At 63.8% G+C, this 15,784-nt stretch carries 16 protein-coding genes; 10 read left to right on the top strand and 6 right to left on the bottom strand.

Annotated features, from left to right (window positions below):
• Nucleotides 1–16 precede the first annotated feature (16 nt).
• Nucleotides 17–871 (bottom strand): SDR family NAD(P)-dependent oxidoreductase, encoded by an 855-nt coding sequence (locus VF673_RS11485; protein ID WP_273125154.1) that lies wholly within the window; start codon nt 869–871, stop codon nt 17–19.
• A 109-nt stretch (nt 872–980) separates the two neighbouring features.
• Nucleotides 981–1,295, bottom strand: a complete 315-nt coding sequence (locus tag VF673_RS11480) for a DUF2288 domain-containing protein (protein ID WP_440292032.1) — start codon at nt 1,293–1,295, stop codon at nt 981–983.
• Between the two features lie 203 nt (nt 1,296–1,498).
• Between VF673_RS11480 and VF673_RS11475 the strand changes: the two genes are divergently transcribed.
• The 5 genes from VF673_RS11475 to VF673_RS11455 are packed head-to-tail and all read left to right on the top strand — an operon-like array spanning nt 1,499 to nt 6,331.
• A complete protein-coding gene (locus VF673_RS11475; RefSeq protein WP_440292031.1) occupies nt 1,499–2,626 on the top strand; it encodes a branched-chain amino acid ABC transporter substrate-binding protein in 1,128 nt (375 codons plus the stop codon).
• A gap of 54 nt (nt 2,627–2,680) precedes the next feature.
• A complete protein-coding gene (gene livH, locus VF673_RS11470) occupies nt 2,681–3,607 on the top strand; it encodes a high-affinity branched-chain amino acid ABC transporter permease LivH (protein ID WP_273125161.1) in 927 nt (308 codons plus the stop codon).
• On the top strand, nt 3,607–4,863 hold the full coding sequence (locus VF673_RS11465; protein ID WP_090536907.1) for a high-affinity branched-chain amino acid ABC transporter permease LivM: 1,257 nt from the start codon (nt 3,607–3,609) through the stop codon (nt 4,861–4,863). Before livH ends, VF673_RS11465 begins: the two co-directional genes overlap by 1 nt.
• The gene (gene livG, locus VF673_RS11460; protein WP_440292030.1) at nt 4,860–5,630 is read left to right on the top strand and encodes a high-affinity branched-chain amino acid ABC transporter ATP-binding protein LivG; all 771 of its coding nucleotides are present in this window, start codon (nt 4,860–4,862) and stop codon (nt 5,628–5,630) included. The genes VF673_RS11465 and livG overlap by 4 nt, the downstream gene beginning before the upstream one ends.
• The gene (locus tag VF673_RS11455) at nt 5,630–6,331 is read left to right on the top strand and encodes an ABC transporter ATP-binding protein (protein WP_090536811.1); all 702 of its coding nucleotides are present in this window, start codon (nt 5,630–5,632) and stop codon (nt 6,329–6,331) included. Before livG ends, VF673_RS11455 begins: the two co-directional genes overlap by 1 nt.
• Nucleotides 6,332–6,812: 481 nt before the next feature.
• On the opposite strand, the gene VF673_RS11450 is transcribed toward VF673_RS11455, so the two are convergent.
• Nucleotides 6,813–7,475, bottom strand: coding sequence for a hypothetical protein (locus tag VF673_RS11450; protein ID WP_440292029.1), 663 nt, complete (start codon nt 7,473–7,475; stop codon nt 6,813–6,815).
• 203 nt (nt 7,476–7,678) lie between these two features.
• Between VF673_RS11450 and VF673_RS11445 the strand changes: the two genes are divergently transcribed.
• Nucleotides 7,679–8,170 (top strand): OmpA family protein, encoded by a 492-nt coding sequence (locus VF673_RS11445; protein ID WP_440292028.1) that lies wholly within the window; start codon nt 7,679–7,681, stop codon nt 8,168–8,170.
• Nucleotides 8,171–8,212: 42 nt separating this feature from the next.
• Here VF673_RS11445 and VF673_RS11440 read toward each other — a convergent pair whose 3' ends face one another.
• On the bottom strand, nt 8,213–8,674 hold the full coding sequence (locus VF673_RS11440) for a hypothetical protein (RefSeq protein ID WP_090536807.1): 462 nt from the start codon (nt 8,672–8,674) through the stop codon (nt 8,213–8,215).
• 280 nt (nt 8,675–8,954) lie between these two features.
• Between VF673_RS11440 and VF673_RS11435 the strand changes: the two genes are divergently transcribed.
• Nucleotides 8,955–9,230 carry a hypothetical protein gene (locus VF673_RS11435; RefSeq protein ID WP_440292027.1) on the top strand — a complete coding sequence of 92 codons (276 nt, stop codon included), beginning with the start codon at nt 8,955–8,957 and terminating at the stop codon, nt 9,228–9,230.
• Here VF673_RS11435 and VF673_RS11430 read toward each other — a convergent pair.
• Complete coding sequence (locus tag VF673_RS11430) at nt 9,180–10,367, bottom strand: 1-acyl-sn-glycerol-3-phosphate acyltransferase (RefSeq protein WP_440292026.1); 1,188 nt, start codon at nt 10,365–10,367, stop codon at nt 9,180–9,182. The two genes, VF673_RS11435 and VF673_RS11430, sit on opposite strands and share 51 nt — an antisense overlap.
• A gap of 208 nt (nt 10,368–10,575) precedes the next feature.
• Here VF673_RS11430 and VF673_RS11425 point away from each other — a divergent pair, with 208 nt between their 5' ends.
• Nucleotides 10,576–11,238 (top strand): SOS response-associated peptidase, encoded by a 663-nt coding sequence (locus tag VF673_RS11425; RefSeq protein WP_440292025.1) that lies wholly within the window; start codon nt 10,576–10,578, stop codon nt 11,236–11,238.
• Here the strand turns inward: VF673_RS11425 and VF673_RS11420 are convergent.
• Nucleotides 11,219–13,351 (bottom strand): methyl-accepting chemotaxis protein, encoded by a 2,133-nt coding sequence (locus tag VF673_RS11420; protein ID WP_440292024.1) that lies wholly within the window; start codon nt 13,349–13,351, stop codon nt 11,219–11,221. The two genes, VF673_RS11425 and VF673_RS11420, sit on opposite strands and share 20 nt — an antisense overlap.
• A gap of 123 nt (nt 13,352–13,474) precedes the next feature.
• Here VF673_RS11420 and VF673_RS11415 point away from each other — a divergent pair, with 123 nt between their 5' ends.
• Together VF673_RS11415 and VF673_RS11410 are read left to right on the top strand one after the other, a co-directional pair.
• Entirely contained in the window at nt 13,475–14,284 is an 810-nt protein-coding gene (locus VF673_RS11415) for a M48 family metallopeptidase (protein WP_440292023.1), read from the top strand.
• A 120-nt stretch (nt 14,285–14,404) separates the two neighbouring features.
• Nucleotides 14,405–15,706, top strand: a complete 1,302-nt coding sequence (locus tag VF673_RS11410) for an OprD family outer membrane porin (RefSeq protein WP_440292022.1) — start codon at nt 14,405–14,407, stop codon at nt 15,704–15,706.
• Nucleotides 15,707–15,784 lie beyond the last annotated feature (78 nt).

The following is a 15,784-nucleotide window of genomic DNA, read 5'->3' as shown; positions in this document are numbered from 1 at the left end:
CTGCACCCGCGTTTTCTCAGGCTTCGGGATTGAGCGAATCGAACACGCCCTGCTCCCGGTCTGCCGCCTCGGCCCGCAGCTTGATCAGCTGCTTGATCTTGCGATGCGGGAACACATAGAACTGATCCTTCTCCACGGCCTTGAGGGTCATCTCGGCGATGTCGGACGCGGGGATGCGGCCGTGCTCCACGGCATACTTGAGGGCGGCCGCGCGCTTGAGGGCAATCTCGGTCTTTTCTGCGGTGTCGGCCTTGTCTGCCGGGCGGTTGCGGTCGGACATGTGAATGCCGGTGGGGAAGAACGCCGGGCACAGCACGGTCACGCCGACATTGGCACCGGCATCACGCAGATCCAGCGCCAGGGTCTCGGAGATGGCCACCACGGAGGTCTTGCTGACGTTGTAGATGCCACTGCTGGGACCGTTCAGCCAGCCCGCAGCGGAGGCGGTATTGATGATGTGTCCTTCGTTCTGCTCGATCAGCATGGGGGTGAACGCCTTGACGCCCCAGACCACACCGTAGAGGTTGACGCCCAGCACCCAGTCCCAGTCGTCCACGGTGTTCTGCCAGATCGGGCCGTTGACGCTGACGCCGGCATTGTTGAACACCAGGTGGGCACCACCGAAACGGCTGCGGCACAGGGCCGCCAGCTCCTCTACCTGCTCCAGCCTGGAAACATCCAGGCGCATGGTGGCCGACTCGGTTCCCGGGTGGGCCTGTTCGACCAGTCGCAGAGTCTCCTGCATGCCGGCCTCGTCCACATCGCCCAGTACCAGCTTCATGCCCCGCGCAGCGCAGCACAGCGCCAGTTCGCGACCCAGCCCACTGCCGCCGCCGGTGATCACAGCTACCTTGTTCCTGAATTCCTGCATGTCCGAGTTCTCCTGTCGAGAGTGATGGAAGCAACCCGGCGAGCATGCCGTGCGCCGCGGTGACCCGCCAGCGCTATGTCCGCGCTTGATCGAGCGGCAACAATCGCGGTTATTTTGCGCTGCCTGCGGCTCGCTCCTGCACCAGGACCCAGGGGCGGATCACCACGGCCCACAGGGTGTCGGGGTCGCGCTGATGCCAGTCCGCCGCCCGGGCGTCAGCCAGACTGGTCAGCAGGTTCTGCTGCATCCAGCCCTTCACCGCCGCACTGTTGTCGTCGATCAGCGCCTGGGCCACCTCCACCAGATCCAGGCTGGCGTCCACCTCCAGCAACTCGCCCCGGGCGAAATGCGGCTCCAGGTCTTTCCAGTCGATGCGGGCGGTGGCGCCGACGATGGCGGCGTAGGTTTCATTGGGCATGGTCATGGGGTTTCCTCTGGTTGCATGGGCCGGCATGGTACCGCCACCGGGTGGGGACGCCTAGTCAGGGATGCCGGGTCGGGGCGCGAGCCCGAAACGCGCAGGGTATTGCACAAGCGTACCGCGAGTTGCAGGCAGGGGACTGGCCCTCCGCCCATGGCTCCGCTACAGTTCCGGATACAACTCCAATAACATCACAGGCATATGCTATGAAAAAGACACATCGGAAGGTTCTTTTCCAGTTCGTCGCGGTCACTGCGCTTGCCGGAGTCAGCAGCCTGACCCTGGCCGCAGACAACATCAGGATTGCACTGGCGGGCCCGGTCACAGGTCCGGTGGCCCAATATGGCGATATGCAGTTCACCGGCGCCAACATGGCCATCGACATGATCAACAAGGCCGGCGGCGTGGACGGCCGGCAGCTCGAGGGCGTGGTATTCGATGACGCCTGTGATCCCAAGCAGGCGGTGGCGGTGGCCAACCGCATCGTCAACGAGGGCATCAGCTTCGTGGTCGGCCACCTGTGCTCCAGCTCCACCCAGCCGGCGACCGACATCTACGAGGACGAGGGCATCCTCATGGTCACCCCTGCGGCCACCAGCCCGGACATCACCGCCCGCGGCTACCAGCTGGTATTCCGCACCATAGGTCTGGACAGTCTGCAGGGCCCGACCGCCGGCAAGTACATCGTCGAGCAGGTCAAGCCGCAGAAGGTCGCGGTCATCCATGACAAGCAGCAGTACGGTGAAGGCATCGCCACTGCCGTGCGCGACGTGCTGCAGGAAGCCGGCATCGAGGTGCCGATCTTCGACGGCGTAACCGCCGGCGACAAGAACTTCTCCTCGCTGATCGCCCGGCTGCGCCAGTCCGGCGTGGACTTCGCCTATTTCGGCGGATATCACCCGGAACTGGGCCTGATCCTGCGCCAGGCGCGTGAACAGGGACTCAATATTCCCTTCATGGGCCCCGAAGGCGTGGGCAACAGTGACATCAGCGCCATTGCCGGCGATGCCGCCGAGGGCATGCTGGTGACCCTGCCCAAGGCCTTTGACGAGGACCCGGCCAACGCCCATCTGGTGGAAGCCTTCAAGAAGCGCAAGCAGGATCCCAGCGGTCCCTTCGTGTTCCCCTCCTATGCGGCGGTCCAGGTCATTGCCGACGGCATCCGCCTGGCCGGCAGCGACGACCCGGCCAAGGTCGCCGAGGCCCTGCGCAGCAACACCTTCGACACCCCTACCGGCCAGCTGGCCTTTGACGAGAAAGGAGACCTGAAGGACTTCAACTTCGTGGTCTACGAGTGGCATGCGGACGGCAGCAAAACGGCTCTGACCCAATAATGCACCTGCGGCCCGGTACCCGCTGGTACCGGGCCAGCTGTCAAGGATGCTGACATGCCAGACTGGTTCTACTACCTGATTCAACAGCTGCTCAACGGCCTGACCGTCGGCAGCACCTACGCCCTGATCGCCATCGGCTACACCATGGTCTACGGCATCATCGGCATGATCAACTTCGCCCATGGCGAGGTGTACATGATAGGCAGCTACATCGCCTTCATCGTACTGGCCGCGCTCGCCCTGATGGGCATAGAGTCCCTTCCGCTACTGATAGCCGGCGCACTAATCTGCAGCATGGTGGTCACCAGCGCCTATGGTTACAGTATCGAGCGGGTTGCCTATCGCCCCCTGCGTGGCGGCAACCGACTGATTCCGCTGATTTCCGCGATCGGCATGTCGATCTTCCTGCAGAACCTGGTGCGTCTGGCCCAGGGCTCGCGGGATATCGCCATGCCCAACCTGGTACGCGGTGGGCTGGATATAGGTCCCACCACCGGCTTTCATGCCACCCTGTCCTACATGCAGATCGTGATCTTCGTGGTGACCCTGATCAGCATGGTCCTGCTGACCCTGTTCATCACCCGCTCGCGCATGGGCCGCGCCTGCCGCGCCTGCGCCGAAGACCTGAAGATGACCAACCTGCTGGGCATCAATACCAACGCCATCATTGCCCTGACCTTCGTCATCGGCGCCGCCCTGGCTGCTGTGGCCGGGGTGCTGCTGGGCATGTACTACGGCGTGATCAACCCCTACATCGGCTTCATGGCCGGGCTCAAGGCCTTCACTGCTGCGGTGCTCGGCGGCATCGGCAGCATTCCCGGCGCAGTGCTGGGCGGCATCCTGCTGGGTGTGGCCGAGGCACTGACCGCCGGCTACTTCAGCGCCGAATACAAGGACGTGGTCGCCTTCAGCGTGCTGATCCTGGTGCTGCTGTTCCGCCCCAGCGGCATCCTCGGACGCCCGGAGGTGGAAAAGGTATGATGCTGCGCAATCTCAAACCCGCGCTGATATCCGCCGTGGTCGTGGTCATCCTCAGTGGCCTGCTGATGGGCATCCGTCTGCAGCAGCAGGGCACCGGGCTGGTTCTGATCGGCGGCGGCATGGATGTAGCTGTGAAGATAGGCGCTGCCGCGCTGTTCATCTTCCTGTTCAACCTGTTCCGCGATCACCTCACTGCCCTGTGGAACCGCGTCCCTGCCCTGCCACGCACGCCCGCCGCCATCAGCATACTGGCGGCCCGTCCGGCAGCCCACCGACTGATGTGGTGCTTCATCATTGCCGCCGCGGTGATCTGGCCCTTCCTGACCAACCGCAGCAACATCGACCTGGCCACCCTAGTGCTCATCTACGTGATGCTCGGTCTGGGGCTGAACATAGTGGTGGGTCTGGCCGGCCTGCTGGACCTGGGTTACGTGGGTTTCTATGCCGTGGGGGCCTATACCTACGCCCTGCTGTCGATGTATTTCGGCATCGGCTTCTGGACCGGCCTGGTCGCCGCTGGGGCCATGGCCGCCCTGTTCGGTTTTCTGCTCGGGTTCCCGGTGCTGCGCCTGCGCGGCGATTATCTGGCGATAGTGACCCTGGGCTTTGGGGAGATCATCCGCATCCTGCTGAACAACTTCACCAGCCTGACCAATGGCCCCAACGGCATCGGCAACATCCCCAAGCCGGATCTGTTCGGACTGGAATTCAGCCGGCGTGCCAGCGAAGGTGCCCAGACCTTCCACGAGTTCTTCGGCATCGACTTCAATTCGGTGCACCGGGTCATGTTCCTGTACTTCCTGGCGCTGGTGCTGGTGCTCTTCACCCTGTTCGTCATCAACCGCCTGCTGCGCATGCCGGTGGGCCGGGCCTGGGAAGCACTGCGCGAGGATGAGGTGGCCTGCCGTTCGCTGGGCATCAACCCCACGGCAGTCAAGCTCAATGCCTTTACCATAGGCGCAACCTTCGCCGGCTTTGCCGGGTGCTTCTTCGCCGCCCGCCAGGGCTTCATCAGCCCCGAATCCTTCACCTTCATCGAGTCGGCCATCATTCTGGCCATCGTCGTGCTCGGCGGCATGGGCTCCCAGCTGGGCGTCATCCTGGCCGCCATCATCATGACCCTGCTGCCGGAGATTGCCCGCCAGTTCGACGAGTACCGGATGCTGCTGTTCGGCCTGCTGATGGTGCTGATGATGATCTGGCGCCCGCAGGGACTGCTGCCGATGAAACGTCCGCATCTGGAGCTGAAATCATGAGTGGAGCCCCTTTGCTGGAGGTCTCCGGCCTGTGCATGCGCTTCGGTGGCCTGCTGGCCGTCAATGAGGTCGCCCTGCGCGTAGAGGAAGGTCAGATAGTGTCGCTGATCGGCCCCAACGGCGCGGGCAAGACCACGGTATTCAACTGCCTGACCGGGTTCTACAAGCCCAGCGCCGGCAGCATCCGTTTCCGCGGTGAGGAGGTCAGCGGTCTGCCGGGCTTCAAGCTGGCATGCAAGGGCATGGTGCGCACCTTCCAGCATGTGCGCCTGTTCAAGCAGATGAGCGTGGTGGAGAACCTGCTGGTGGCCCAGCATCAGCACCTCAACACCAACATGCTGGCAGGCCTGTTCAAGACCCTCAACTATCGCCGGGCCGAGCGCGAGGCCATGGAACGGGCGGCCTGGTGGCTGGACCGACTGGGGCTGACCGATGTCGCCAACCGCACCGCCGGCACCCTGGCCTATGGTCAGCAGCGGCACCTGGAGATTGCCCGCTGCATGGTCACCCGCCCGACCCTGCTGATGCTCGACGAACCCGCCGCCGGGCTCAACCCGAAGGAGACCGCCGATCTGCAGGAGCTGATCGCCGAACTGCGCGATGAGCAAGGCCTGAGCATCCTGCTGATCGAGCACGATATGAAACTGGTCATGGGGATTTCCGATCACGTGGTGGTGATCAACCAGGGTTGCCCCCTGGCTGACGGCACGCCGCAGGAGGTCCGCCAGCACCCCGATGTGATCAAGGCCTACCTGGGGGAAACCTGATGCTGTCGTTCACTGACGTCAATACCTTCTACGGCAAGATCCAGGCGTTGCACGGGGTAAGTCTGGACGTGCAGCAGGGTGAGATTGTGACCCTTATCGGTGCCAATGGCGCCGGCAAGACCACCCTGCTGATGACGCTCTGCGGCGACCCCGCGCCGGCCAGCGGCAGCATCCGCTACCACGGCGAGGAGCTGGTCGGCAGGGAAACCTGCCATATCATGCGCAGGGACATCGCCATAGTGCCGGAGGGACGCCGGGTATTCTCCCGCCTGACAGTGGAGGAAAACCTGGCCATGGGTGCCTTCTTCCTGCCACGGGATGAGGTCCAGCCACAGCTCAAGGCGACCCTGGAGCTCTTTCCCCGATTGAAGGAGCGCTATCAGCAACGGGCCGGCACCATGTCCGGCGGGGAACAGCAGATGCTGGCGATCGGCCGGGCACTGATGAGCAAACCCCGCATGCTGCTGATGGACGAACCCTCTCTGGGGCTGGCGCCCATCATCATTCAGCAGATCTTCGAGATCATCGAGGAGCTGCGCCGTCAGGGGGTGACCATCTTCCTGGTCGAACAGAACGCCAACCAGGCGCTGAAACTGGCCGACCGGGGCTACGTCATGGAGCACGGCCGCATCGTCATGCAGGGCAGCGGCGAGGAGCTGCTGGCCGACCCCGAAGTACGCCGCGCCTACCTCGGCGCCTGACGGGGCCGAGGCGTTATCGCAGGAGCACCACCAAGACAGGGATTCTCCTACACCCAAACCGGGATCTTATCGAACCGTAGGAGCACCCGCCCCGGGTGCGAAGGTGTTCTGGCTTGACTCCCTTTTCGCACCGAGGGCGGTGCTCCTACACCCAAACCGGGTTCGCACCGGGGGCGGTGCTCCTACATCCAAACCGGAACTCTCCCCGCACCGTAGGAGCACCCGCCCCGGGTGCGAAGGCGCTCTGGCTCGACTCCCTTTCGCACCGAGGGCGGTGCTCCTACATCCAAACCGGGATTCTTCTCGAACCGTAGGAGCACCCGCCCCGGGTGCGAGGTGTTCTGGTTCGACTCCCTTTTCGCACCGAGGGCGGTGCTCCTACATCCAAACCGGGATTCTCCTGCATCAAAAACGGGGTTCTCCTCGAACTGTAGGAGCACCCGCCCCGGGTGCGAAGGGTTTTGGACCGGGGCTCCGGGGGTCAGTCGGCGAGCGGTGCTCCGCCCTGATAACCGCATCCATTGAGGCGCTGGCCATCGCGGATCAGCACGGCGCTGAGGTGGTAATAGTCGCCGGTAGTGCGCTCGATGCAGCCGGTGGGATAAAGCCAGAGTTCCAGCCCCTGGTCATGCACGCCACGGAAGCCCAGGGCGCCATCCGGCAGCTGCTCGCTGATCATCGACAGCTGACGTCCATCCTCGGCATCGCCGCTGGTCAACAGCATGCCGCCGGCACCTACATCCACCCGCCAGCCATCGGCCAGACTGAAGCCGACCCACCGGCTGTGAGCGGCACTGGTGTCCATGCAGCCGCGCCCGGTGGATTCGACCCTGTGGGTCCTGTCGACCATCCAGCGGCCGTCCTTCTCGGTCACCGCCAGCTCGGCGAAGATCGACATCTGCCCCGGCTGCCCCACCTCATCAAACAGCCTTTTCAGTTCGGCGCTGGGTTCCAGCAGGCGGTCGTGCTCCTGGCCACAGGCGCGGATGGTCCAGTGCGGCTCGGCCCTGTCCACCAATCCGGCGACCCGCTGCGCCGGCGCTTCCCTCCCGCCCTGCCAGAACGACCAGGAAGCACAGCCGCTCAGGATTGAGGCAAGACCGAGAATGGTGCAGAGTGCGAGGCGACCGGTTGGTGCTGTCATTGTGTGAGCCCCTTTGAAGAAGCTCTCATAAACCGATGAATTGCCTGCAATGACAGACCACAATCCGCCCACTCGGTGCTAAGCTGTGTAGCGTTTTTCACCACCGTTTTACCTTCTGCCTGGATGGAACTATGAATACCATAAAAAGCTTGATGCTGGCGTCGCTTGTACTGGTCGGCGCATGCTCTTCTAAACAGGAAGTCGTGCAAGCTCCGCAGGAACCAGCTCCCTCCTGGGCTGACTCGCGTATCGAGAGCCTGAGCACCCTGGCCAAGCAACAGGGCTATGAGGTGGAGCGAGAAGGTGAGCAGATCCGGGTGCTGATCCCGGTTGACGGCAACTTCCATCCCAAGCGTACGCTGCTGCTGCCCTCCGGGTTGGTGCCCCTGAGCAAGATGGCCCAGGCACTCAAGAGCGACAGCGGCAGTCGCGTCACCGTGGTCGGACACAGCGACAGCGACGGCAGTCATGAACTGAACCAGTCCCTGAGCATGGAGCGCGCCCAGGCGGTGGCAAGCGTCCTGCGTCTGGGTGGCATCGAACGCCACCGCATGCACCTGATTGGCATGGCCGACAATGCCCCCCGCGCCGATAACAGCACCTATACCGGCCGCAAGCTGAACCGCCGGGTGGAGATCATCCTCACACCCTACCAGCCGACCAGCGTAGCACTGGCCGACGCCACCAAGCCCTGATCGGGCTTGCGGGTCCGGCATACGCCGAGCCCGCTGTCACTTCTACTTGCTGACCCGGGATACCCCGTTCACGGTCAGGATGCGGACCCGCTCCCCCGGAGCAAATGACACGTTTTTGTCCACCTCCTGGACATAGGCCCGGGTCTGGCCGCCATCTTCACGCACGGTAATTTCCACGCCTTGGTTGCGGGTGATGCCTTCCTCGGCGGCAGCGCCGGCCATGCCACCGGCCACCGCGCCCAGCACGCCGGTGATGATGCTGCCGCGTCCGCCGCCCACAGAACTGCCGGCCACACCACCGATGACGGCACCGGCGCCGGTACCTATATTGGTCTTGGTCCCTTCGATCTGTACCAGGCGTACCGATTCCACGGTGCCCATGCGCACGGTCTGGGGAGCGCGGGCCTCGGATCGACTGTAGGTGTCACCGGTCAGGCTGGAGGCGCAACCACCCACGGCCAGGGTCAGGCCGAGCAGGCAGCTCGTGAGAATACGTTTTTTCATAAATCACCATCCTGTCTGTATGCCGGCCGAGTGACCGGCTGGACCTCGATCTGTCGTGCTCGTTGGACTGCCCTGAGTGGCAATCGTTGCACGGCAGGCATTTCATCGGATTTCCGCTTTGCGGGTCGAGCCTCGCAGCGATTTGCTCTAGACTGCTCGTCGTTTTTTCCTGGTGTCGGCCCGCCTTGACGGCGCTGGCTCGGCTTTCGCCTTCGTTGTACCCGCCACAACAACTATAACGCCCGCAGGTCACGAACACCGAACAATCGGAGACTTTCCTATGCCCTTGTTTCAGGCCGCGTGGGTATTTTATCTGAACAATGCTGCACTGGTGCTGAACAGCCTGGCACTCTTCTACGGGCTGTGCGGCAGCTGGCTGATCCTGGCGACCCAGCTGCGTACCCTCCGCGCCCAACGCCTGCTCAGCAGTGATGCGGGCACCCTGGAGGAAGAACTGCCGCTGACCACCAGAAAGACCAACCGGCTGTTCGGCCTGGTCGGCTGTCTATGCCTCGGCCTGGCCCTGCTGCTGAGCGTCGCTTCCGCGCAGTTCTGACATCTGCCGACTGAGCACGGGATTGGCATACTGACGCAGCCACCACAGCCGCTGCTCCGCGGGACATTGGGCCAGTCGCCCCTCGAAGCGCTGCTGCTCCTCGCTCAGCACCTCAGGCGCAAATTGCTCGCGCCAGCCGCAGATGTTCACTTCGGCAAATTCGCTGCCCAGCTGCTCCACCGCCAGGTAATTGCTGGGATAGAGCCGATACAATCCCAGAATCTGCCTGTCCGCCTCGGCCGCCACCGCCCTGGCATCGGCGTAGTCACCGGTCAGCGGCGTGCCGAAGGCGATGTGCACCCGCCCCTTGTATCCGGTCAGTCCCTTGGCGATGGAGCTGTCATCTTCGCCCGGCTGCTTGGTATAGCTGCCGGTGCGCTCTCGCTGCTCCAGCTCCCGCGCCTTCATCTGATCGCAGGGGTCCCATTCGTAGGCGATGGATACCGGCACTATGTTCAGCGAACGGATCACGTCGGCGAAGTCCTCACCCTTGCGACTCATGCACAGCATCTTGATGATGGCGGTGTCGGTTCGGTCCCGACCATCCTTGGCACGCCCCTCGGCCTGGGCAATCCAGACGGAGTGACCGGTGGCTATCGAATGGTTGATGTAGGCCGACAGGGTCTGGTACACCGCCAGCTTCTCCCGGCGCCCGGTCACCGAGCGGTGCACGATGAAACACTTGTTCAGCCGCATCAGGTCGCTGACGAAGGAGCGCTGCAGCAGGTTGTCGCCGATGGCGATACGCGGCGTGGGGTGCCCGCTGTGGTAGAGCGCGTAATTGACGAAGGCCGGGTCCATGGCAATGTCCCGGTGATTGGCCAGGAACAGATGGGGCTGGGTCTTGCTGAGGTTGTCCAGACCGCTGTAGGTAACGCTCAGGGCGCTTTTTTCAATGACCTTGTCGAGCCAGGGCTCCAGTCTCTGCTGCAGCCCATGAACCGTGTCCACTCCCCGCAGTTCACGGCGCAGGGCACTGCCGACCAGGCGGCAGCTGACACCGGGCATCCAGCGACTCAGGCGTGGGAAGCGGTATCCGGCCAGTGTCTGCAACAGCTCTCTGTCCTGCAGTAGCCGCTGCAGTACCGCAGGCACCTCATCATCGTGATACGGCCGGATGGCATCAAACTCGCCCATTGGTTCCTCATCAAAGTGGGTATGGAGCGCGCATTATGCGGCGCTGCGGTCGGAGTCTCAATTCCCCATCGCAGTTTCGCTGCTGCGGCCCCCGTGGCTGGCAGTGCCCGCGGCCAATGCTTACACTAGCCGTCGAGATCAAGGCTCCGCAGACCGCGGTGCCCGAGGAGAGTCCCATGTTGCATGAAGCCTCCGTCCGGAGCGCAGGGTGAGCGGTCGCCTCGCCCAATTCCGGGCGCCGCTGCCCGAGGTGCCCGAACACTGGCAGCCCAGCTGGAACCTGTCACCGGGGCAGCAGCTGCTGATTCTGCGCAAGATCGACAAGCGCGTCGAATGTGCCCGGGTGCTGTGGAACCTGACGCCCGGCTGGCTCAAGGACCTGAGCCGGGCGCCGTTCACCGCCAAGGCCGAGTTCCTGCATGACAAGGCCATGTTCCGCGAACCGCTGGTCCAGCGGCGTTGCCTGATCCCGGTGGAGGGTTACTACATATGGCAGCAGCAGGGCCGGCGCAAGCAGCCCTGGTATCTGCGCCGGGAACAGGACAGCCTGGCGCTGGCCGGCCTCTGGGACAGGTACCAGCTGGAGGACGGCACCTTCTGGGACAGCTGCGTGTTGATCACGGCGCCAGCCAAGGGTTTGCCCGCGCGCCTGACCGATCGCATGCCGGTGGCACTGAATCAGGCCGAGCAGGCCATCTGGCTGGCCCATGCCACCGCACCCAGGGCCCTGCAACCGCTGCTGCTCAATGCCGAGCCGCAGGTTCAGCTGATGTATCCGGTCAACCCGGCGGTGAGCAATCCCGCTACCCAGGGCCCCCACTGCACTTCACCTACCGGGCACCCGGTACGCCTTACACCCGGAACTGATTGATCAGGCGCCGCTGGTGCTCGGCCAGCTTGGTCAGACCGGCACTGGCGGTGGAAGACTCCGCCGCCCCGCCGGCAACCTCGTTGGCCACGGTGCCGATATTGGCCACATTGCGGTTGATGTCCTCGGCCACCGCGCTCTGCTGCTCGGCAGCGCTGGCGATCTGGATGTTCATGTCGCTGATCACCGACACTGCCTGGGTGATGGACATCAGTGCGGCATCGGCCTCTTCGGCCTGCAGCACGCTCTCGCCGGTGCGTGCCCTGCTCTGCTCCATGACCCGTACTGTCTGCCGCGTGCCGTTCTGCAGTTGCTCGATCATCTGCTGAATCTCTTCGGTGGAAGCCTGGGTCTTGAGGGCCAGATTGCGCACCTCATCGGCCACCACTGCAAAGCCCCGACCGTGCTCACCGGCCCGGGCCGCCTCGATCGCTGCGTTCAGCGCCAGCAGATTGGTCTGCTCGGCGATACCCCGGATCACATCGAGGATCGAGGTGATGTTCTCGCTGTCCCTGGCCAGGCTCTCAACGGTCTGAACCGCCTGCTGGATATCGGCGGACAGCTGCTGGATGGTCGCCGCGGTCTGCTGGACCACTTCACGACCATGACTGGCCGAGCCGTTGGCATTGCCGGCTGCTTCCGCCGCCAGACTGGCATTGCGTGCGACGTCCTGGGCAGTGGCGGTCATCTCGGCGACCGCGGTAGCCACCAGCTCGATTTCGGCCAGCTGTTTCTGCACCCCGTCATTGGTGCGCATGGCGATATCGGCGGTATTTTCCGCCGCATCCGTAACCTGCTGCACCGAGCCGACCACCTCGCGGATCATGCCCTGCAGCTTGTCGAGAAAGGCATTGAAGCCTGCAGCGATGGCACCGAACTCGTCAGCCCGCTCCACCGGCAGGCGCCGGGTCAGGTCCCCGTCACCCCGGGCGACCTCATTCAGCATGCCGACCAGTTGACGGGCCGGCCGCGCCAGGTTGTACCCCACCAGCAGCATCACCCCGAGCCCGGCCAGGGCGATCAGCACACCGATGATCATCAGGGTGCCGGCAGCGCCGGACTGCTGCTCGGCGAGCTCGGCGTCCAGCGCGGCCAGGTCCGCCATCACCACATCCAGGGGCAGGCGGAACAGCAGCGCCCAGCGGGCGGCGGAGTTCCCCAGGGGCACGGGCATCCACAGCTCGATGAGATTGTTGACCCGGTCCACTTCATAGATGGGCTCTTCCTTCAGCTGCCGCAGGTTGGCCTGATCGACGCTGTCGAGAATTCCCGCGGCCGACTCCCCCGCCGCGGCCCCTTCACCGGTCCAGGCGACCAGTCGGCCATTGCCACTGATCAAGGCCTGCTCGCCCTGGCCGTCAAAGAGGTTGTCATTGCTGCGCTCGAGCATCGATTGCAGAAAATCCACCGACAGGTCGGAGCCGACGATTCCCAGGAATTCACCGTTGAGCAGAATCGGAGCGGAGAAGGACGCCAGCATGACCTGCTTGTCCCCCAACTGATAGGGAGCCGGGTCGACGACGCAGGCGCGGCCCGTTTCCCGGGGACACAGATAGCACTCGCCCGCCCGTATCCCGGTGTCCAGCAGGGTTTCATCGTTCAGTTCGCTGAGCAGGTCCAGGGCAATGCTGCCATCAGCTTCGCGATACCAGTAGGGAATGAATTGACCCGCCTCGCTGTGCCCGGGCAGCCCGGTGTTGGCGTAGAAGCTGTCGAGCCCGTCGAAGGCGCCGGGCTCCCAGGCTACGTAAGCTGCCAGCAGGTCGGTCCGCTCTTCCAGCACCTGACGGACATAGCGCAGCATCTCGTCCCGGCTGACCATCAGTTGCGGCAACCCATCCCGCACGTCCGCCGCCTGACGATTGAGCAGCGCCAGTTGCTCGTTGACCACCAGAGGCTGCTCGAGCTGCTGGCGGATACGCAGCATCTCGCTGCTGGCCACCGCTTCCAGCCGCTCGCGTACATGCCGCTCCAGCAACTGCTCGGTGCGCTCGGCTACCAGGGTCTGATTGCGCTCGAAGGCCAGCAGGGCATAGAGGGTCATTGCCCCCACCGCCACGAAGAGACAAGCGCCTGCCAGGGCGGCGACGGACAGCTGTATTGATCGGAATTTCATGAAGTACTCGTCACGACGGGAACCGGGATATAACTTTATCGGCAGAGGTGGTCAAACCTTCAGCGGCGATCTGCTATTGTTCGCTGCATCCATTACCAGTTTGTTACGGAAGGGTTATCCGTCATGCGTATTCGCCGCCTTGTCTATTGCCTGCCGCTGATGCTGCTGATGAGCTGTGAGAGTGTCCAGACCACCCAGGGCGGTGCCGTGGGCGTCCAGCGCAACCAGTACATGGTCAGCGGTCTGTCCAGCACCGAAGTCGACCGGATGGCTGCCGAGTCCTATCAGGAAATGCTTGCCGAAGCACGCAGCAAGAATCTGCTCAATACCGATGCCGCCATGCTGAAGCGGCTGCGCTCCATCGCCGACCGGCTCATCGGTGAAGTTGACCATTTCCGTCCGGATGCCCGCAGCTGGGATTGGGAAGTCAACCTGATCAAGAGCGATGCGCTCAACGCCAGCTGCATGCCCGGCGGCAAGATCCTGTTCTATTCCGGCATCGTCGACCAGCTCAAGCTCAGTGACGACGAAATCGCCCAGATCATGGGCCATGAGATCGCCCATGCCCTGCGTGAACACGGACGGGAGGCGATCTCCCGGGCCTATGCCACCCAGATGGGCACCCAGGTGATCGGCTCCCTGCTCGGGCTCGGCGACGGTGCCCGCCAGGCCGCGGACCTGGCCGTGCAGTATGGCCTGACCCTGCCCAACAGCCGCGCCAACGAAACCGAGGCCGACCTGATCGGCCTGGAGCTGGCCGCCCGAGCCGGCTACAACCCCGAAGCCGCCGTCACGCTGTGGCAGAAGATGGGCGCCGCCTCCCAGGGCCAGCCCCCGGCGTTTCTCAGTACCCACCCCTCGTCCTCGGGTCGCATAGAAACGCTGCGCGGCAATATCGCCAAGGTACGCCCGCTCTACGAAGCGGCCCGCTAACAGGGGTGCGCACCGGGTTGCGACCAATGACTGATTGATTTCTCAGGGATTTCAACTATGTTACAGCGGCTGGAAACCGGCCGCCCCCGGACAGTAACAAACAAACCGAGGAATAACATGATGAAAAGAACCCTGATCGCCACCGGTGTCGCCGCTGGCCTGCTGGCCCTGCCGGGCCTGTCCGTCGCCCAGGGTGGCGGCTTCGTGGAAGACGCCAAGGCCAACCTGAGCCTGCGCAACCTGTACTACGACGGCGACTACAAGAACGCCACTGGCGCTCCCAGCGACCGGGAATGGGGCCAGGGCTTCATGCTCAGGTTCAATTCCGGTTACACCCAGGGTCCGGTAGGCCTGGGTCTGGACGTGTTTGCCCGTGCCGGCCTGCGCCTGGACTCCGGCGGCAAGCGTGGCGATGCCGACGCCAGCCGCCAGCCCGGCACCATGTTCCCGCTGGAAGACGATAACAGCGCGGTATCCGAATTCAGCCAGATCGACTTCGCCGCCAAGGCCAAGGTATCCGCTACCGAGATCAAGGCCGGACGCGGCTTCGAACCCGCCCTGCCGATCCTGACCCGCAACGATGGCCGCCTGCTGCCGCAGACCTACAGCGGTGTGATGGTGACCTCCGACGAGATCGACAACCTGACCCTGCGCGCGGGCCAGTTCGACGAAGCCAGCAGCCGCAGCTGGAGCCACTATGACGGCCTGCGCATCGCCGGTGGTACCGAGCGGGTGAACAAGTTCCAGTATGCCGGCGGTGACGCCCAGCTGGGTGACAATCTGGTCGCCAGCTACTACTTCGCCAAGCTCAAGGATTACTACAAGCAGCACTACCTCGGCGCTGTGCATACCCTGCCGCTGGGCGAAGGCAAGCTGGTCACCGACCTGCGCTACTTCGACAGCAACTCCACCGGCGCCAATCGCAGTGGCGAAGCTGGCTATGGCGCTGCCGGTGTATTCAATAACGGCGAGGTGGACAACCAGGCCATGAGCGCCCTGTTCACCTATCACCGCAGCAACCACTCCCTGGGTCTGGGTTATCAGGCAATGCGCGGTGACAGCAACTTCGCCTTCGTCAACAACGGCGACGGTGCCACCGCCTACCTGATCACCGACTCGCAGATCGGCAAGTTCGAGCGCGCCGGCGAGAAGACATGGGTCGGCCAGTACGGTTACAACTTTGCCGACTACGTGCCGGGGCTGAGCTTCAGCGCCAAGTACCTGCGCGGCAGTGACATCGACACCCTGGGCAACACCGGTGACCGCGAGTGGGAACGCGACCTGCGTCTGGACTACAAGGTCCAGAGCGGTGTGCTCAAGGATCTGGGTGTATCGCTGCGCCATGCCAGCCTGCGCTCCGATGTCGCCCGTGACGAGGACCAGCTGCGGGTCTACCTGACCTACAACTTCGTCCTGCTCTGAACCCTGCAGCCCCGGCCACCGCGCCGGGGCTTTGCCCTCCGGCACCTTTTCGGGTGTACCATGGTCATCTGTCATGAC

It is taken from the genome of Halopseudomonas sp. Lyrl_26 (assembly GCF_051948695.1).
In the GTDB taxonomy this organism is placed as follows: Bacteria; Pseudomonadota; Gammaproteobacteria; order Pseudomonadales; family Pseudomonadaceae; genus Halopseudomonas; species Halopseudomonas formosensis.
The sequence above is the reverse complement of the archived record's forward strand: the minus strand, read 5'-3'. Positions and strand labels throughout refer to the sequence as shown.

Coding starts and splice junctions, on each gene's coding strand:
- VF673_RS11485 (WP_273125154.1), bottom strand. CDS start 871: ATGCAGGAATTCAGGAACAAGGTAGCTGTGATCACCGGCGGCGGCAGT.
- VF673_RS11480 (WP_440292032.1), bottom strand. CDS start 1,295: ATGACCATGCCCAATGAAACCTACGCCGCCATCGTCGGCGCCACCGCC.
- VF673_RS11475 (WP_440292031.1), top strand. CDS start 1,499: ATGAAAAAGACACATCGGAAGGTTCTTTTCCAGTTCGTCGCGGTCACT.
- livH (WP_273125161.1), top strand. CDS start 2,681: ATGCCAGACTGGTTCTACTACCTGATTCAACAGCTGCTCAACGGCCTG.
- VF673_RS11465 (WP_090536907.1), top strand. CDS start 3,607: ATGCTGCGCAATCTCAAACCCGCGCTGATATCCGCCGTGGTCGTGGTC.
- livG (WP_440292030.1), top strand. CDS start 4,860: ATGAGTGGAGCCCCTTTGCTGGAGGTCTCCGGCCTGTGCATGCGCTTC.
- VF673_RS11455 (WP_090536811.1), top strand. CDS start 5,630: ATGCTGTCGTTCACTGACGTCAATACCTTCTACGGCAAGATCCAGGCG.
- VF673_RS11450 (WP_440292029.1), bottom strand. CDS start 7,475: ATGACAGCACCAACCGGTCGCCTCGCACTCTGCACCATTCTCGGTCTT.
- VF673_RS11440 (WP_090536807.1), bottom strand. CDS start 8,674: ATGAAAAAACGTATTCTCACGAGCTGCCTGCTCGGCCTGACCCTGGCC.
- VF673_RS11435 (WP_440292027.1), top strand. CDS start 8,955: ATGCCCTTGTTTCAGGCCGCGTGGGTATTTTATCTGAACAATGCTGCA.
- VF673_RS11430 (WP_440292026.1), bottom strand. CDS start 10,367: ATGGGCGAGTTTGATGCCATCCGGCCGTATCACGATGATGAGGTGCCT.
- VF673_RS11420 (WP_440292024.1), bottom strand. CDS start 13,351: ATGAAATTCCGATCAATACAGCTGTCCGTCGCCGCCCTGGCAGGCGCT.
- VF673_RS11415 (WP_440292023.1), top strand. CDS start 13,475: ATGCGTATTCGCCGCCTTGTCTATTGCCTGCCGCTGATGCTGCTGATG.
- VF673_RS11410 (WP_440292022.1), top strand. CDS start 14,405: ATGAAAAGAACCCTGATCGCCACCGGTGTCGCCGCTGGCCTGCTGGCC.